The 17,361-nt window shown below is 43.1% G+C and carries 17 protein-coding genes; 9 read left to right on the top strand and 8 right to left on the bottom strand.

Annotated features, from left to right (window positions below; translation table 11 throughout):
* On the top strand, positions 1–2,301 hold the full coding sequence (tamL, locus tag ACFS5N_RS15530) for a translocation and assembly module lipoprotein TamL (protein ID WP_377187511.1): 2,301 nt from the start codon (positions 1–3) through the stop codon (positions 2,299–2,301).
* Positions 2,302–2,351: 50 nt separating this feature from the next.
* Here the strand turns inward: tamL and ACFS5N_RS15525 are convergent, their stop codons facing one another.
* From ACFS5N_RS15525 to ACFS5N_RS15505, 5 genes are read right to left on the bottom strand one after another with little or no spacing between them, the layout of a single operon-like run.
* Positions 2,352–3,269: a hypothetical protein gene (locus ACFS5N_RS15525; protein ID WP_377187508.1), complete on the bottom strand. Its 918-nt coding sequence runs from the start codon at positions 3,267–3,269 to the stop codon at positions 2,352–2,354.
* 2 nt (positions 3,270–3,271) lie between these two features.
* On the bottom strand, positions 3,272–3,982 hold the full coding sequence (locus ACFS5N_RS15520) for a hypothetical protein (RefSeq protein WP_377187505.1): 711 nt from the start codon (positions 3,980–3,982) through the stop codon (positions 3,272–3,274).
* A 19-nt stretch (positions 3,983–4,001) separates the two neighbouring features.
* Complete coding sequence (locus ACFS5N_RS15515) at positions 4,002–4,664, bottom strand: hypothetical protein (protein ID WP_377187502.1); 663 nt, start codon at positions 4,662–4,664, stop codon at positions 4,002–4,004.
* 10 nt (positions 4,665–4,674) lie between these two features.
* The gene (locus ACFS5N_RS15510) at positions 4,675–5,367 is read right to left on the bottom strand and encodes a hypothetical protein (RefSeq protein WP_377187499.1); all 693 of its coding nucleotides are present in this window, start codon (positions 5,365–5,367) and stop codon (positions 4,675–4,677) included.
* Positions 5,364–5,702 (bottom strand): PadR family transcriptional regulator, encoded by a 339-nt coding sequence (locus tag ACFS5N_RS15505; protein ID WP_377187496.1) that lies wholly within the window; start codon positions 5,700–5,702, stop codon positions 5,364–5,366. The genes ACFS5N_RS15510 and ACFS5N_RS15505 overlap by 4 nt, the downstream gene beginning before the upstream one ends.
* Before the next feature lie 144 nt (positions 5,703–5,846).
* Here ACFS5N_RS15505 and ACFS5N_RS15500 point away from each other — a divergent pair, with 144 nt between their 5' ends.
* Complete coding sequence (locus tag ACFS5N_RS15500) at positions 5,847–7,292, top strand: PQQ-dependent sugar dehydrogenase (protein ID WP_377187493.1); 1,446 nt, start codon at positions 5,847–5,849, stop codon at positions 7,290–7,292.
* Positions 7,293–7,396: 104 nt separating this feature from the next.
* On the opposite strand, the gene ACFS5N_RS15495 is transcribed toward ACFS5N_RS15500, so the two are convergent.
* Positions 7,397–8,062, bottom strand: coding sequence for a class I SAM-dependent methyltransferase (locus ACFS5N_RS15495; protein WP_377187490.1), 666 nt, complete (start codon positions 8,060–8,062; stop codon positions 7,397–7,399).
* 92 nt (positions 8,063–8,154) lie between these two features.
* Positions 8,155–10,113, bottom strand: coding sequence for a DNA topoisomerase (ATP-hydrolyzing) subunit B (gyrB, locus tag ACFS5N_RS15490; RefSeq protein ID WP_377187487.1), 1,959 nt, complete (start codon positions 10,111–10,113; stop codon positions 8,155–8,157).
* A 277-nt stretch (positions 10,114–10,390) separates the two neighbouring features.
* On the opposite strand from gyrB, the gene ACFS5N_RS15485 reads away from it, so the two are divergent.
* Together ACFS5N_RS15485 and ACFS5N_RS15480 are read left to right on the top strand one after the other, a co-directional pair.
* The gene (locus ACFS5N_RS15485) at positions 10,391–10,993 is read left to right on the top strand and encodes an OmpH family outer membrane protein (protein WP_377187484.1); all 603 of its coding nucleotides are present in this window, start codon (positions 10,391–10,393) and stop codon (positions 10,991–10,993) included.
* A gap of 143 nt (positions 10,994–11,136) precedes the next feature.
* Positions 11,137–11,595, top strand: coding sequence for a nucleoside deaminase (locus ACFS5N_RS15480; protein WP_377187481.1), 459 nt, complete (start codon positions 11,137–11,139; stop codon positions 11,593–11,595).
* A gap of 99 nt (positions 11,596–11,694) precedes the next feature.
* Here ACFS5N_RS15480 and ACFS5N_RS15475 read toward each other — a convergent pair whose 3' ends face one another.
* Positions 11,695–12,099, bottom strand: coding sequence for an RNA-binding S4 domain-containing protein (locus ACFS5N_RS15475; RefSeq protein ID WP_377187478.1), 405 nt, complete (start codon positions 12,097–12,099; stop codon positions 11,695–11,697).
* Positions 12,100–12,541: 442 nt separating this feature from the next.
* Here ACFS5N_RS15475 and ACFS5N_RS15470 point away from each other — a divergent pair, with 442 nt between their 5' ends.
* From ACFS5N_RS15470 to ACFS5N_RS15450, 5 genes are all read left to right on the top strand, one after another.
* A complete protein-coding gene (locus ACFS5N_RS15470) occupies positions 12,542–13,357 on the top strand; it encodes a 2,3,4,5-tetrahydropyridine-2,6-dicarboxylate N-succinyltransferase (protein ID WP_377187475.1) in 816 nt (271 codons plus the stop codon).
* Positions 13,358–13,448: 91 nt separating this feature from the next.
* The gene (locus tag ACFS5N_RS15465) at positions 13,449–14,432 is read left to right on the top strand and encodes a glycosyltransferase family 9 protein (protein WP_377187472.1); all 984 of its coding nucleotides are present in this window, start codon (positions 13,449–13,451) and stop codon (positions 14,430–14,432) included.
* Complete coding sequence (locus ACFS5N_RS15460; protein ID WP_377187469.1) at positions 14,425–14,991, top strand: L-threonylcarbamoyladenylate synthase; 567 nt, start codon at positions 14,425–14,427, stop codon at positions 14,989–14,991. Before ACFS5N_RS15465 ends, ACFS5N_RS15460 begins: the two co-directional genes overlap by 8 nt.
* Positions 14,992–15,161: 170 nt before the next feature.
* Positions 15,162–16,580: a CCA tRNA nucleotidyltransferase gene (locus tag ACFS5N_RS15455; RefSeq protein ID WP_377187466.1), complete on the top strand. Its 1,419-nt coding sequence runs from the start codon at positions 15,162–15,164 to the stop codon at positions 16,578–16,580.
* A gap of 39 nt (positions 16,581–16,619) precedes the next feature.
* The gene (locus ACFS5N_RS15450) at positions 16,620–17,279 is read left to right on the top strand and encodes an IS1096 element passenger TnpR family protein (RefSeq protein WP_377187463.1); all 660 of its coding nucleotides are present in this window, start codon (positions 16,620–16,622) and stop codon (positions 17,277–17,279) included.
* The last annotated feature ends 82 nt before the right edge of the window (positions 17,280–17,361 follow it).

Raw genomic sequence — 17,361 nt, 5'->3', positions numbered from 1 at the left:
ATGACAAAACTGAGAAATATAGCTATTATTTTATTTGCAGCTTTAACGAGTGCCTGCAGTACTACCAAGTACCTGCAACCCAACCAAAAGCTGTATACGGGCGGAGAAATAAAGATCACGGACAAGCATAACTCAAAGAAAAGCGATATCGGACCTATTACTGAAGATTTAACTTCACTGCTTCGTCCGCAGCCAAACTCAACTATTTTGGGTTTGCGTTATAAGTTGTGGATATATTTTAAGACTCGCACCAATAAAGTAAGAGGTTTAAAACACTACCTGAACACCCATTTCGGCGAGCCGCCGGTGCTTGCAGGCTCAGTCGATTTAGTTCAAAACAGCAAGATATTACAAAACAGGTTACAAAATAAAGGTTATTTTTTATCGGCCGTGAGCGCAGATACGGTCAGCAAAAAAGGTTCAAAATTGGCTAAAGCGGTTTATACTATACAAACCGGTCCGGCGTACCATTACCGCCAGATTGGTTTCCCTACCGGTAATGATGACCTGGACACCGCAGTTGCGGGAACCGCTAAAGAAAGTTTATTGAAGGTAGGCGATCGTTATGACCTGGATGTAATCAAAAACGAGCGCATACGGATTGACGCTAAATTGAAAGAGGAAGGGTTCTTCTATTTTTCGCCGGATAACCTGATTATGCGTTATGACAGTACTAAGGCTAACCACACGGTTGACATGTTTGTACACATCAAAGAAACCACTCCTGATCAGGCACGCTGGATATACTCGATCCGTAATATTTATGTATATCCTAAATATTCATTACGAGACACTTCGCTAAAATTGGATTCAGCGCAGCACTATGCCTGGTATAATGTCATCGACCCTAAAAAAACCGTGCGGCCATTCATTTTTAAGAATACTATTTTGCTGCACCCTAATGATACTTACAACCGTACCGAGCATAACAACAGCCTGAACAGGTTTATTGAATTAGGTCCGTTTAGTTTTGTAAAAAACCGTTTTGAAGACGTAACCCCTGATTCGCCGAAGCTGGATATCTATTACTTCCTGACGCAGGCCAAGCGTAAATCGCTCACTGCTGAGATCATTGCCCGTCAAACATCTGCCAATTATGATGGTACGCAGTTTAACCTCACCTTCCGCAATAAAAATGCGTTTAAGGGCGGCGAACTGTTCTCGATGAACTTTTTTACCAGTACAGATAAGCAATTTGGCAGATTTAACAACGGCTTCAATGTTTTTCAATTTGGTGTACAGCCCTCCCTGGTATGGCCGCGAATTGTTGGCCCGGTTGATATTAAAACCAATAATGCCTATATCCCCAAGACCATATTAACTACAGGATACACCTTAATTGATCGTACTAAGCTATACCGCTTAAACTCATTCAACGCCGCCTTTGGTTACCAATGGAAACCCAATCTGCATAAGCAGCACGCGCTTAATTTAATAGAGTTAACCTACGTTGACGCTGCCAATGTAAGCCAATTGTACCAGGATAGTATACGCAAAACGCGAAACCCTACCCTGACCCACGTTATTAATAATCAGCTAACCTTTGGCCCAAGCTATACCTATACTTTTGACAACTCGACAGAGGATTTCAGGAAGAACAGCCTTTACTACCAGGGTAAAGTTAGTTTGTCAGGTAATTTACTTGGCATTATATTAGGAGCCGATACCCTGGCCGGCAAAGCTAAAACCATATTTGGCACGCCATTTAACCAGTACATCAAAATAGAGAATGACATACGTTACTTTCATAAAATAACTCCGGGTACAAAACTGGCTACCCGCTTTTTGGCAGATGTAGGCCTGCCCTATGGCAACTCAACCATATTACCGTATTCACAACAATTTTTTATTGGCGGACCAAATAGTCTGCGTGGTTTCCAGGCACGTTCTTTAGGGCCGGGGTCCTATTATCCGGCTGCTTCGGTTACCAACGGCACGCAATTTTTGCCTGATGAATCGGGCGATATAAAATTGGAGGCCAATGTTGAGCTGCGCCAAAAACTATTTAGCATTGTTGAGGGTGCGTTGTTTACCGATGCCGGTAACATATGGTTAATGCGCAGCCATTACGGTTTGCCCGGAGCAGCTTTTGGTAAACATTTCCTGAACCAGGTTGCTGTAGATGCAGGCTTCGGACTGCGTTTCAACCTGTCGGTATTAATACTGCGTACTGATTTTGGCTTCCCGCTGATTAAACCGGCTTCATCAAATACCGGCATTGTTGATGGGGTGGATTATACCGGCTCAGGCTGGCATGGCTCAAACATGGTGTTTAACCTGGCGATTGGTTATCCGTTTTAATTAATGAACGATTGAGTGGATATGTGAATGAGTAAATCTTGGGATATGCCTTAACTGACAACCATAGTAGTTTTGAACTCACTGCGGTAGAGTTTTATGGTTGCTGACACATTGATCATCATTAATATCAAGATAGCAGTTATAATACTGTGACCAATTACCTGTGCTTTTATTGATAAAGAATTTTGTGGCGTTTGGTTAGGGACAGTGGTAAACTTTAAAATCAGATCAATGGCCATTGTAGTTAAAGCGAACCAACCATAAAAAAGATCCTCTTTAAATGGGATTATAGGTAGTTTGTTAAAATCGCCGGTATACTTTTGTTTGATTTTATATTGCCTGATGTGCGGCCAGACAAGCAAACAAATCAATAAAAAAGCTGCGACCATAGCGAAATAACTTTTAGGTTTAAACATATAATCTACAAACTGATTAATGACCGTTGAGTACAAAGTCAGTGTAAAAAGTATGCGATTAGATTTATAGGCCAGCCTTCTAAAAATTTCATCTTTGATGGAAGCTTTGGTATCGGCATAGGTGTAACCTAAACGAGTCGCTCTTACGGAACAAAGCACTACCGGTACAATTAACAACGCGCCAAAAAGCAGCGCCAACACTACACCAGTTTTAATTGGCGAAAGTTGTAAATAAATCATCGCTATAAATAAAATCGCAGTAAATGCGATTAACGGAGAAGCAAACCATTGCTTAAAATTATCTTTAAATTGAACCGTAGCCATTTCCTCAACCGACTGGCGGCAATTTTCTTCGAGTTGTAAAAGACCATTCGTCCCGCCAAAATCGCGCTCAAGGATATTCAATGCATTGGTCTCAAAAAATTCCTGCTTAGGTTCATCCTCTAAAGCCAGCAAAACGTGATCGTAAACCTCTTCAAAGGTTTCGCGGTATTGCATCGTTTGGTACAGGTAATCGCGCAGCCATTGCTTTTGTTCCTTATCAGGTTTCATAATTAGTGCTTTGCCTTGATCATTTTGGTTTTATACTCATGGCGAAACAGCTCAATGAGCGTAAGCATATGAATAATAGCTATAGCAAAGAAAAAAGAGCTTAATAAATGCTTTGGGAAACTTTTCTGGTAAACATCTGCCGACGGATATTTAAACAGATGCCTTAAGCAAAAATCTATAATTCGTGTTATAGTCCTCCCTGCGAATATGGCGATAATAATATACCAATAAGCCAGCCATTTAAAAGCGCTGTCTCTTATTGACGTTTTTTTATCATGATTTACAAATCGTACAGTAAGCTTTCTGACAGCTACTGTAATTAGCGGCACGAACCCGATTAGCAACATGACAACCAGCATAATCACCGCGCCTGTTAAGGTTTTAACCCTTATAAAATAAGTGGCACCAATAACGAGCAGGATAAAGATAACTCTGGGTGGCTTTGCCCAACTAAAAAAGGTGTGCCAATATTGGGCGTTAATTTCTTTTCTGGTTGTGCGCTCGCATTCAACTTCCATATTAAGCAAATTGATGCTGCCGCCAAAATCCTCGTCGATTATTTTATATACGGTGCTTTCAAAAAACGGTTGAGCCGGTTCATGCTCCAGGGCCAATAAAATATGATCGTATACTTCGTCAAATGTTTCACGGTAGCTTAAGGCTTCATATAGGTAATCGCGCAGCCATAGCTTCTCTTCAGGTGTAGGTGTCATTTATTATATGTGATAAGGTTTAGGTTGTATATTGAAAGTTTTTCTTATTCATGAAAAGCTTAAAGCACGAGATAATATGTACGACTGCTATTAAAAACAAAGCCGTTAATACTTTTACAGGAATATCATGGTTCGCATAAAAAGCATGTGTCTTTGCCCATAAAATAAACGGAATAAAAAGCAGGGTGCTGCTAAACTTCAGTAATGTTCGCCGTACCGAAATAATTCCCGGTATTGAATGCTGTTTAGACCTCCATTTTTTATAATTGAACAAAAACATAATAAGGATACATACATCCAATGTCATATGAATAATTATAGCGCTCGCACCCTCCTGGTCCAGGCGTCCCGAAATAATTGCACGATAAAATAGCCACGTACAAAGAGCTATAGGTACCATCAGTACTGATGTAAAAGACTCCTTAATATTGATAAAGTAATCTTTAATAAACCCGCGAATAGATGATATGAAAAGTTTTCTTTCTAAAGTTTTCAATCCCCTGGCACCCCCCAGTTCATTTTCAACGATATCGCGTATGGTATGTGCAAAGTTTGCGTCAGTCGGCAGGCCTTCAAGCGACGACAATATGTGATCGTAAACTTCGTCATATGTCTCCTTGTATTTGAGTATACTACGTAATAGCGTTTTGATTGATTGTTGTTGTTCTGCAATAGGTTTCATGGTACTATATTTAAGCCTGCAAAGTCATTTGTTTGGCTACTATCTGCTTAAACGTCTGCATATAGCTCCAGTTAATAATCATCAATAAAATCAATCCGCACATCAGTATCATGGGCGATGCATGGTTCCAACTATAAAAATCTTTATGATCATTCAGCATGTCAAAAAAGTTGGGCAGAAACCAAAAGCATTGCAAAAGCGACATTGGCAGTATCATTTGCCCGCGTGCATAAGTTACCAGCAATGAGCGCTTGCCTTTAATGGTTTTTACTTTACCAGCCAACACCGCATAAGCATATATAATAGGCGAAAAGGCAAAAAGCATCATCGCTATCATAAAGGCTAAATGTATAGGCTTGGTATTGGGCAGTTGATAGCTCAACGCTAATAAAACAACAGTAGCGGCCAGTGCCCTCCAATTAAAATGCCTTTTAAGCTGTTTGTGAAACGTGTTCCGCATATTTTTCTGGTAGATTTTGGCCTCGTCGGCAGCAAGATTCTCGATACCCAGATATCCGTTAAAGTGTTGGTCGACCGTGTTTTGAAAAAGTAACTCAACGTTTTTATTGTTACCTGCCAGTCGGCTCTCCTCCATCGCTGTAAGGATATGATCCAGCAGCTCGTCATATATTTCCTGGTATTTAATGTCGTATACTTTCATACGCTCTTTTACCCAGTGTATTTCTTCGTCAGTCAAAATCATTCTACCGATGGTTTTAAGTTTAACAAAGTTTGTAACTGATCAATAAACGCCTGAGCCTCGCTCAGCTTGCTGCTTACCTGTTTGCCGCCCTCTTCGGTCAGGCGGTAATATTTTCGCACACGATTATCAACTACCTGGGTAAAAGTTTCCAGGTAACCCTCGGCCTCAAGCTTGTGCAGTGCCGGATACAAGGCACCTTCCGTAAGCAACACATCGCCTCCAGATAGCTCTTTCACCTTCTGCGTAATCTCGTAGCCGTACATCTCGGTATGGTCTTCCAACAGCTTTAATATGATGGTTTGTAATGATCCCTTCAAAAATGGATTTGCGCTCATGACGACAAATATATAATTATTTTATATACCTAAGAATTTTATGTATATAATTTTAAAAGTAAGCTTTTTAACGCCACCCCGGCAACCATGCCAGTGGTTTTGCGTATTTTAGATAATACAAACCACACACACGACAATATATTCATGAAAGCATTGAAATATCTCGCCGCTATTTGCTTGTTTGCAATTTTGTCAAGCGTATTCATAGCCGGTAAAACCGACAGGCAGCCCGTTAAATTAGTCGATTCATCAGGTTTTAAGGTTGATACTTTAGTTAACAACATGAAGGTACCCTGGCAAATAGTCTTTTTGCCGGACAACACCATGCTGTTTGGCGAGCGTACCGGTCGGCTTCGGATATATCGAAACGGTAAACTGGTTGAAAAACCGGCCTTTGTGATACCTAATATTCCGCAACGTAATAAAACCGGCCTGCTGGGTATGGTGATACATCCTGACTTTACACGCAATCATTTCATTTATATAGCTAACGATTACTGGCTGGGCGATAAAATACGGCTGCAAATTGTGCGCTATGAGTTTAAGAATGACACGCTGATTAACCCATACCTGATCAGGAACGATATTCATGCCAACCAGAATCACACGGGCTGCCGGCTGGTTTTCGGTCCGGACAAGAAACTTTACGCCACTACGGGAGATGCAGACGAAGCTATTTTATCGCAGGATTTAAAGGCGCTGAACGGTAAGATATTGAGATTAAATGATGATGGGACGATTCCGGCAGACAACCCGTTTGTTAAAAACGACACCGCCCGTAAAGAGATCTGGAGCTACGGGCACCGTAATCCGCAAGGTATAGCGTTTGAACCAGTTACCAACACGCTATTTGAGTCAGAACACGGGCCAACCGGCGGCGATGAGATTAATATCATCAAGCCGGGTCAGAATTATGGCTGGCCCATTATTCATCACCAAATGACTCACGAGGGCATGATATCGCCACTGGCGGAGTTTACGCCATCAATAGGGCCGAGCGAGGCTATGTTTTATAACGGCAATAAATTTCCGGACCTGAAAGGCAAACTGCTGGTAACCTGCCTGCGCGGAGAAGGGTTGCTGAAAATTACCTTAGATAACGACAAGATTGTAAATCAGGAGATCATGCTCAGGAAACAATATGGCCGTATCCGCTCGGTAGTTACCGGGCCAGATGGTTATATTTATTTTTCTACATCACAGCAAGACCCGGTTGAGGGCCAGCCGCGCCCGGGTTATGATATGGTTTGCCGGTTACGTCCGTCGGGGTCGGCAAATACGGTTCTGTCATCACAAAAAATAGCGGCTAATACCGTTGCCGAAACATCGCCAAAGAAAATGAGTACGCCGGCTATGTTTCAACAATTGTGTGCCAGTTGTCATGGCGATAACCTGCGAGGTACGGATAAAGGAGCCAACCTGCTGGCCACAACTTTAAAACACGGCAGCACCAAAGCAGCACTGATTAGCACCATTGCCAACGGCGTTTTAGATAAAGGTATGCCTGCCTGGAAAGGCGCTGTCAGCGCCGCAGATATTGATAAGATTGCCGCATTTATTATTGGTAAGAGGCAAGCTGTTAAGAGATAACAACTTAATTCACTACTTGTCATTTTGAGCGTAGCGAAGAATCTTATACGTTTTGCTAGTCGGTTATATAAGATTCTTCGCTACGCTGAATGACAAATTTATTATTAACCCCAGTATTGAGCCATCCACACTGTAGCGCCACCGCACTCAGGATCTTCTATGGTGTGGCCAAGTATTTGAAAGTTGTGCTTTTCTAATAACTGACGGTAATTCTCTTTTTCCAGCGAACCATGGAATAAATTCTCGCCACCATTCATTCCCCAGGCTTCGCCATATTGGGTGCCCGAGGTAAACATCAGGATACCATTTTTATTCAAATGTTTGGCAAATAGCGGGAACATCGCCGGCTGATCATCCGCAGGTAAATGAAAAAAGCTATGCCAGGCTATAATGGCGTCAAACTTTCTGCCCAGATCAAGCTGGCGCATATCCTGCAAAATAAATTGAGTATATGGAAAATTTGCTTGCGCGATCTTTAGTATCGCTGTACTGGCGTCAACGCCAACAACGTTTACACCTTGTTGCAATAAATAACGAAGCATGGGCTCGCCGGTACCGCAGCCCAGATCAAGCGCGCTGGCATTTTGCGGTAAACGGCTGATTAGCTTGTCCAGATAGCCCTTCTCCATTAAAGTTTGAGGGCGATTGGCATGGAACCACTGCGCTATCTTATCATAAACCTTGTAAACATCTTTTCTTTCGCCTTGCTGCATAAACAAATATCCATAAAAAAAGCCGACTATCTGTTGACGGTCGGCTTTGATATACATTTATCGTTCTGAGTCTAGCGAAAAATCTTATTTAAGCGATAGCTAAGCGTATAAGATTCTTCGCGATGCTCAGAATGACAACTTTTTAACTCCTAGGTATCTATCTTAGCGTATTTAGCATTTTTCTCGATAAATTCGCGGCGCGGAGCAACCTCATCGCCCATTAACATGGAGAAGGTATGATCGCACTCGGCAGCGTTTTCAATGCTGGCTTGTTTTAGCGTACGGCGGGCGGGATCCATGGTTGTTTCCCAAAGCTGTTCAGCGTTCATCTCACCCAAACCTTTGTAGCGCTGTACATGTACGCTATCCTCTTTACCGGCACCTTTCAGGCGCTGGATTGCAGCATCACGCTGATCGTCGTTCCAGCAATATTCAAACTCTTTACCCTTTTTAACCTGGTAAAGCGGTGGCGATGCAATGTATACGTAACCGGCTTCAACCAGCTCTTTCATATAACGGAAGAAGAAAGTGAGGATAAGTGTAGTAATGTGCGAACCGTCCACGTCAGCATCCGTCATGATTACGATCTTGTGGTAACGTAGCTTAGTTATATTTAACGCCTTATCATCCTCAGGAGTACCGCGGCTTACGCCCAAACCGGTAAAAATGTTTTTGATCTCCTCGTTCTCGTATATTTTGTGCTCCATGGCTTTCTCCACGTTCAGAATTTTACCTCTTAACGGCAAAATAGCCTGGTACTCGCGGTTACGGCCTTGCTTGGCCGTACCACCCGCCGAGTCCCCTTCGACCAGGAACAACTCGCACAACGCAGGGTCGCTGTTGGCGCAATCGGCAAGTTTACCCGGCAAGCCTGAGCCGCTCATAACGCTCTTGCGTTGCACCAGCTCGCGGGCCTTACGTGCAGCAGCACGGGCTGTTGCAGCCAATACCACTTTGTTAACAATCATGCGGGCTTCTTTAGGGTGCTCTTCCAGGTAATTACCTAAAATTTCACCTACGGCCATATCAACGGCGCCCATTACCTCGTTGTTACCCAGCTTACCTTTGGTTTGACCCTCAAATTGAGGCTCCTGAACTTTTACTGACACCACAGCAGTTAAACCTTCACGGAAGTCGTCGCCAGTAATTTCAACTTTCAGATTTTTCAGCAAACCTTCTTTATCAGCATAGCTTTTCAAGGTACGGGTTAAACCGCGGCGAAAACCTGCTACGTGGGTACCACCCTCAACGGTATTAATATTGTTTACGTACGAGAAAACGTTCTCAGAGTAAGTATCGTTATACTGCAGGGCCAGCTCAACCGGGATACCTTGTTTAATGCCGTCTACATAAATTGGTTCAGGGATGATGGCCGTACGGGTGCCGTCCAAAAACTTAACAAACTCGCTTAAGCCACCGGTCGAAAAATATTCTTCTGACAGGAAAGTACCGTCGTCATTAGTAACACGCTCGTCTGTCAAAGTTAATCTGATACCTTTGTTCAGATAAGCCAGCTCACGTAAACGCGCAGCCAGGGTATCAAACTTATACTCGGTAGTTAACTGGAATATCTCAGGGTCGGGTTGGAATGTCTGTGTAGTACCGGTACGGTCAGATACGCCGATCTCTTTTACATCAAACATTGGTTTTCCGCGCTCGTATTCCTGTGTAAAGATCTTGCCTTCGCGCTCAACCACAGTAATCATATGGGTTGACAAGGCGTTAACGCAGCTCACACCCACACCGTGTAAACCGCCAGACACTTTATAGGTGTCTTTATCAAATTTACCACCGGCATGTAATACGGTCATTACAATCTCCAATGCCGATTTATTTTCTTTGGTATTGATACCTGTAGGAATGCCTCGGCCGTTATCCACAACCGTTATGGAGTTACCCTTATGTATCGTAACATTTATCGTATCGCAATAACCGGCCAGGGCCTCATCAATTGAGTTATCGACAACCTCATACACCAGGTGATGCAGACCTTTTACGCCTGTGTCGCCAATGTACATGGAAGGACGCTTACGCACCGCTTCTAAACCCTCTAAAACCTGTATATTATCTGCCGAATAATTCGATTTGTCTTTATTTTCTTCGCTCATATTTTGGTTAAAAGAATAAAATCTCCGCAAAGGAGTTTAACATACAAAAATACGCAATTTGCCGCACATAACTACCATTGTTGATAAAATAGAGGCATGTTAACTACTTCATTAAAATGCCGCGGTTTTGCTTCGTTTTTATGGTTTTCGGCTACGTCCGCTTGCCGGGTAAATGATTAGGATACTTAATTTGAAAGTTTATCTTTGTGAAAAATTTAAGTAAAGATGTGATGTCGTTTTCGACATCGAAAATATCACCCAAAAACAAACCCACTAAATGAAAACTACAGGTTCTGTAATTACCAAGATCACTTTAGGTTTAGCCGTTGCTGCAAGCGTTGTCGCCTGCAATAACAATAAACCTGCTGCTACCCCGGCTGCTGCACCAAGCGCAACTACTACTACTTCAGATAAAGGAACAACCGTATATATTAACTTAGATTCTTTATCATCACAATATAATTACGCTAAAGACGTGCAGGAGCGAATTACCAGCAAAGCGAAAGCAAGCGATGCCGAAGAACAATCGAAAGGACAAGCCTTCGAACGTAATGTCGCAGAATACAAAAAAAATGTGGCTACTTTACCGGCCGACAAGCGCCAGGAAACAGAAGCACGGCTGAGCAGAGAACAATCTGAATTGCAGTTATTTCATCAAAACGCAGGTATTGATTTACAGAAATTTCAGGCTGATGAAACCCGAAAACTATATCAAAAGGTTTTTGACTTTTCTAAAACTTACGCTAAAGAAAAAAACTATAAACTGATATTAACCTACTCAAAATCGACGCTTAATGCAGTTTATGTGGACCCAAGCCTAGATGTTACCGCCGACATCATTAAAGAGCTCAATGACGACTATGCTAAAAATAAAAAATAATTTGATCTGATCTGCGAATATGCAGATGTATAGATGATTTAAAAAATTAACATAAAAAGAAAAACCTCAACTTCAAGTTGAGGTTTTTCTTTTTATGGGAGATATCTTGATTCTTGTCTCTTAATTCTTGATTCTATAAAAGCATGGACCACGAAAAATTTATGCGGATGGCTATTGAGCTATCTGAAAAAAGCCAGGGCGGCCCGTTTGGGGCGGTAATTGTGAAAAACGGCGAGCTTGTTGCTGGCAGCTCAAATATGGTAGTGCCTAATAATGACCCGACCGCGCATGCTGAGGTTTCGGCCATTCGGTTGGCTTGCGAAAAACTGGGGACCTTTAACCTGCAGGGCTGCGAAATATACACTAGTTGCGAACCCTGCCCTATGTGCCTGGGCGCTATCTATTGGGCACGACTGGACAAGATATATTACGCCAACACCAAGGTTGACGCTGCCGATATTGGCTTTGACGATAAGTTTATTTATGATGAACTGGACCTGGCCATGGGCGACCGTAAGCTGCCTATTGTTCAGTTGCTGCGCGACGAAGCGTTAAAGGCATTTAGGCAGTGGAGCGAGAACGAAGGGAAAACGGAGTATTAACACCCCTCTAAATCTCCCCAAGGGGGAGACTTTTGAAACGCTGGGTTTAAACGAATAAAAACTCAAAGCCCTCCCCCCTCGGGGAGGTTGGGAGGGGTGCTACTCGCTCTCCTTTTCAAAATAATCGCCCTGCAAACCGTCAATTTCACGGCGATCACGCTTTGTGGGGCGGCCGGCGCCACGGTCGCGTTTTAGTACCGGGGCGTGAAACATCGATTTGAAACCTGGCGTCTCTTCTACGGGCGTAATATCCTCATAAAAACCTACAGCAGTTTTGGCATCGGTACGGCTTTCCAGCAGTCCGGTTACACGGATAGTTTTCCGATCGGGTCCTTTGGATATCTGGTAAACCTCGCCCAGCTTAACTTCGTGCGGGGGTTTAATATTATTTCCGTCCAGTTTTACTCGACCAGCCTTGCAGGCGTCAGCCGCCAGGGTGCGGGTCTTAAACAAGCGTATCGACCATAGGTATTTATCTATCCGGAGTTTTTCTTTTTCTGGCATAACGAATCACGAAGTTAAGAAATATCAAATTTTAAATCCTCTTGAAACGCCCCAGATTGTCGTAAAAATCAGATAGGCACCCATGAAAATCAAAAACACTACCTGATACACCTTTCTATTTTCCGGTGTGTTATACGCTCCGTATATTTCCTGGGCATTCCAAAAAAAAGGTATCACTAGCGGCGATATTGCCCAGGCTATATGATTTCCTGTTGAATACAATAAACTGTCCCCTCCTTCTCCAAATAACAGCATTGACATTACAGGATATAATCCAAAACAAAATATCCAACAGCTATTTGAAGGACGGACCTTAACAAAACCTTGATCCAAAATGAAAGTGGCTGCCTCGAATTTAACATGTAAGCAATTTACATTGATTCAGCAGTTATCAAACAAATCTCCCCAAAATTCCTTTAATTTGTCGAAAGTTTAAATACAGATGCAAGAGTTAAAAAAACTAATCGAAGCAGCCTGGGAAGACAGAAACCTGCTACAATTTAAAGATTATACTGACGCTATTGAGACCGTTATTGAGCGCCTTGACAAAGGCGAGATCCGCGTTGCTGAACCTATCGGCACACGCTGGCATACTAACGACTGGATCAAGAAAGCCGTAATATTATATTTCCCTATCCGTGTTATGCAGGAAGAGAAGGCAGGGCCTTTTATCTACCATGACAAAATGAAACTAAAAACCGATTACAAAGCTACCGGCGTACGCGTGGTGCCTGGTGCAAGTGCCCGTTATGGCGCTTACTTGTCAAAAGGTGTGATCATGATGCCTAGCTATGTAAACATTGGCGCCTACGTTGACGAAGGTACTATGGTTGATACCTGGGCTACCGTTGGTTCATGCGCGCAGATTGGCAAACACGTTCACCTGAGCGGTGGTGTGGGCATCGGCGGGGTATTGGAACCGGTTCAGGCATCGCCGGTAATTATTGAAGATAACTGTTTCCTGGGGTCAAGAGCTATTGTAGTTGAAGGTGTACACGTTGAAACCGAAGCCGTATTAGGTGCCAACGTGGTGTTAACTGCATCGACCAAAATTATTGACGTAACGGGCAGCACCCCGGTTGAATATAAAGGCCGTGTACCTGCACGCTCGGTAGTTATTCCGGGATCATACACTAAAAAATTCGCAGCCGGCGAATATCAGGTGCCTTGTGCCCTGATCATCGGCCAGCGCAAAGAATCAACCGACAAAAAAACGTCGCTGAACGATGCTTTGCGTGATAATAATGTGGCTGTGTAGTGAATGGTTGATTGGGTTGATTAGGTGAATTGGTTAATTTCTAAAACAACCATTCACTTAATCAACTTATTCACTTAATCAACTCAATAACATGAAAATCCTGGTAAGATTGCCTAACTGGCTTGGTGATGTCGTAATGAGTACAGCTTTCATCGGGGCGGTAAAACAATTTTATCCTGCCGCACAGGTTGATGTTATCATCAAAAAAGAGTTAAGCGCTATCGCCTCACTCATACCGGGCTTAACCAATATCCATGCGTTTTCAAAAGACGAGTATCGCGGCCTTGGCGGTGTTTATCGCTACGGAAAAACCTTGCGGGCAGAAAACTACGATATCTTTTTCACCCTGCCTGACTCGCTATCGGCGGCAGTAATGGGCAAAGCTACCAACGCTAAACAGCGTATAGGTTATAGCAAAGAAGGTGGTTTTTTTCTATTCACCAAAACCTGTAAACGTCCTAAAAATGCACACCGGGTTGATGAGTATTTGTCTATCTTAGAACAGGTAAACAATATGCCTGTAACCGGCCGTAAGGTTATGCTAACCCCAACCGAGGTTAAAAAGAACAACCTGGTGTTATTGAACTTTAATTCAGAAGCCGAATCAAGGCGTATGCCCATAGATACCGCCCGCAATATGCTCAATTTGCTGACGCATGTTTTCCCTGAATACAGGTTTGGCCTGCTGGGTGGACCAAAAGATGTGCTGTATATAGAGCAACTGGTAAAAAACCCACACAACCCCGACCGTATTGAAAACTATGCCGGCAAAACTACGCTGGTGACACTAAGCAATTTGATAGCCAGTGCCAAAGCGATGTTGAGCACAGATTCGGGTCCGGCGCATTTAGGTAATGCATTGGGCATACCGGTAATAGCTTTGTTTGGTGCCGGTAATGAACGCAATACGGCGCCTTACAATAAATTAAACTTAACTGTGATACGTGCCGGGCAATTAGAATGCGAACCTTGTGTACGCAACGAGTGCAGACTTTATGGTATACCCAAGTGTATGCAACTGTTGGACGAACCACGAATTGTTAATGCCTTAAGTCAATATTTAAACCATGCTTAAAGACGAAATAGCCAAAGCGTTAAAAATTATACAAGAGGGCGGTATCATTCTTTACCCTACCGATACCATTTGGGGTATAGGCTGCGACGCCACTAATACCGAAGCGATACAAAAGATATACAAATTAAAACAACGTGCCGAAAGCAAAAGCATGATCATTTTGCTGGATACTGACGCCAAGTTGCCAAGTTATATCAGAGAAGTGCCTGAGCTGGCCTACAACCTGATTGAGTATGCCGAAAAGCCGCTCACGCTGGTTATGCCAGGAGCCCGCAATATATCACCGGCATTGATTGCGGTCGATGGCAGCGTAGGCATTCGCGTAGCCAAGCACCCTTTTTGCGAGGGACTGATTCAGCGTTTACGTAAACCATTGGTATCCACTTCGGCGAATATAAGCGGCAGCCCCTCGCCGCAGTACTTCTCGCAAATAGAACAGGAAATTATTGATGGCGTTGATTATGTTGTCGACATTGACCAGCACAGCAAAGAAATTAAAACCCCGTCAACCATTATGCGGTTGGAGGCCGATGGAAAGTTTGAGTTTATTCGTCGATAAAGATTGGTTATTAAAGATTGAAGATTGGTAATTGTTGCTTGTTTTCTGCTACAATTACCAATCTTCAATTGTCAACAACCAATCTTCAACAACCAATCTTCAATCTTTAATAACCAATCTTCAACCCAAAATCCGTAATTTTGCCCTGTCTCCCTGCGGGATAAACGTACATGAAGAAGCACTTGCAACATCCGGTTTTTAAAACACTGTCGGCTATAGCCGGCGAGAAAGGGCTGGCTGTTTACGCCATCGGCGGCTTTGTGCGCGATATCCTCCTGGACCGCCCGTCAAAGGATATCGATATCGTCGTTATAGGTAACGGTATTGACTTTGCAGAAGCTGTGGCCGCCAGATTGAATGTTAAACTAGCTGTCTATAAAAACTTTGGTACCGCCTCGCTAAGATATAAAGATCTGGAAATTGAGTTTGTGGGTGCCCGCAAAGAATCTTACCGGTCAAATTCGCGCAAACCAATCGTGGAGAATGGCACTTTAGAGGATGACCAAAAGCGTCGCGACTTCACAATCAATGCACTCGCTATTTCTTTATATCCCGATACCTATGGAGACTTGATTGACCCTTTCGATGGCGTTAAGGACATCAAAAATAAACTTATACGTACGCCACTTAACCCCATCGAGACCTTCTCTGACGACCCGCTGCGGATGATGCGCGCCATCAGGTTCGCCTCGCAGTTAAATTTCGAGATTGACGATCTGGCTATCCAGGCTATCAAAAATAACGTCGACCGGATCAGCATCGTGTCGCAAGAGCGTATCACCGATGAGCTAAATAAAATCATCCTGTCAAAAAAACCGTCCATCGGCTTTAATTACTTGTTTGATACCGGCTTGTTGCATAAAATCTTCCCGCAAATGGTCGCGCTTTATGGTGTTGACTATGTGGACGGCCGCGGGCATAAAGACAATTTTTACCATACCTTGCAGGTGTTGGACAACATTTGCGAAACCACCGACGATTTGTGGTTGCGCTGGGCCGCTATTTTGCACGACATAGCCAAACCTGCCACCAAACGCTTTGAACCAGGCCACGGATGGACCTTTCATGGCCATGAAGATAAAGGCGCCCGCATGGTGCCTAAGATATTTGCCCAGCTAAAACTGCCGCTTAACGAAAAAATGAAGCAGGTACAAAAACTGGTGCTGCTGCATTTAAGGCCTATCGTATTATCGCAATCAATAGTTACAGACTCGGCTGTTCGGCGTTTACTTTTTGAGGCAGGTGATGATATTGAAGGACTAATGCTGTTGTGTAAAGCAGACGTTACCACCAAAAACGAGTACAAGGTCAAAAAATACCGCAACAATTTTGAATTAGTTCAGCAAAAGCTGAAAGATGTTGAGGAACGCGACCAGATACGTAATTGGCAACCACCGGTTACAGGTAATGATATTATGGAATTATTTGGCTTAAAAGAGGGCCGCGAGGTTGGAATTATTAAAAACAAAATACGCGAAGCCATATTGGAGGGCGAAATTGGGAATGCACGCGAAGAAGCAATTACATTTACAATTAAGGTTGGCGAAGAAATTGGCTTAAAAGTTGTGGCAAACTCAAACACAAATTAAAATATTATTTTTACGCAAAAAAATCTACTACACTACACAATGGCACTATACAGGTTTAGAGTTACTTTTGAAGATTACGATGATGTTACCAGAGAAATCGACATCAAATCAACTCAAACATTTGAAGATCTTCACCGCGCGATTCACAAATCAACCGGTTATAACCCCGAATATCCTTCATCTTTTTATGTAAGTAATGACCAATGGATAAAAGGTGAAGAAGTAACCTTTTTGCCAAATCAAAGACGTATTGACCGCGGCGTGGCGCTTATGGAAAAAGTAAAACTAAGCAGCCGTATTGACGATCCGCATCAAAAATTTTATTATACCTTTAATTTTGACCGCCCGTTTGACTTTCATGTTGAATTAATGAAGATCATCCTGGACGAAAATCCAAATACCACCTACCCTGCTATCGTAAAATCAGTAGGCGACGCACCAAGACAGTTTGTTACCGTAGCCGATGCCGCTACTGCTGCTACTGCCGACGAAAGTGATTTTGACTTCCTGAACGAAATGGGCATGAACCATGATGATACCGAAGATTTCTCAGAAGTTGATGAAACAGGCGAAGCTGTAAGCAGCCGCGGAAGCCATGATGACGAGGCCGAAGAAGAGGAAGACGAATTTGGAAACGAATTTTCTGACGACGAGAACTACGAGGATGAAAGACGATCATCTTCGCACGACGATTATTAATATTAGTCGTTAGATTACAAACAACATATTTGTCATTTCGACGGAAGGGAGAAATCTATACACACGCTAAGCAAGCGTTATT

The sequence above is a fragment of the Mucilaginibacter ximonensis genome, assembly GCF_042686265.1.
Classification (GTDB): Bacteria; Bacteroidota; Bacteroidia; order Sphingobacteriales; family Sphingobacteriaceae; genus Mucilaginibacter; species Mucilaginibacter ximonensis.
The sequence above is the reverse complement of the archived record's forward strand: the minus strand, read 5'-3'. Positions and strand labels throughout refer to the sequence as shown.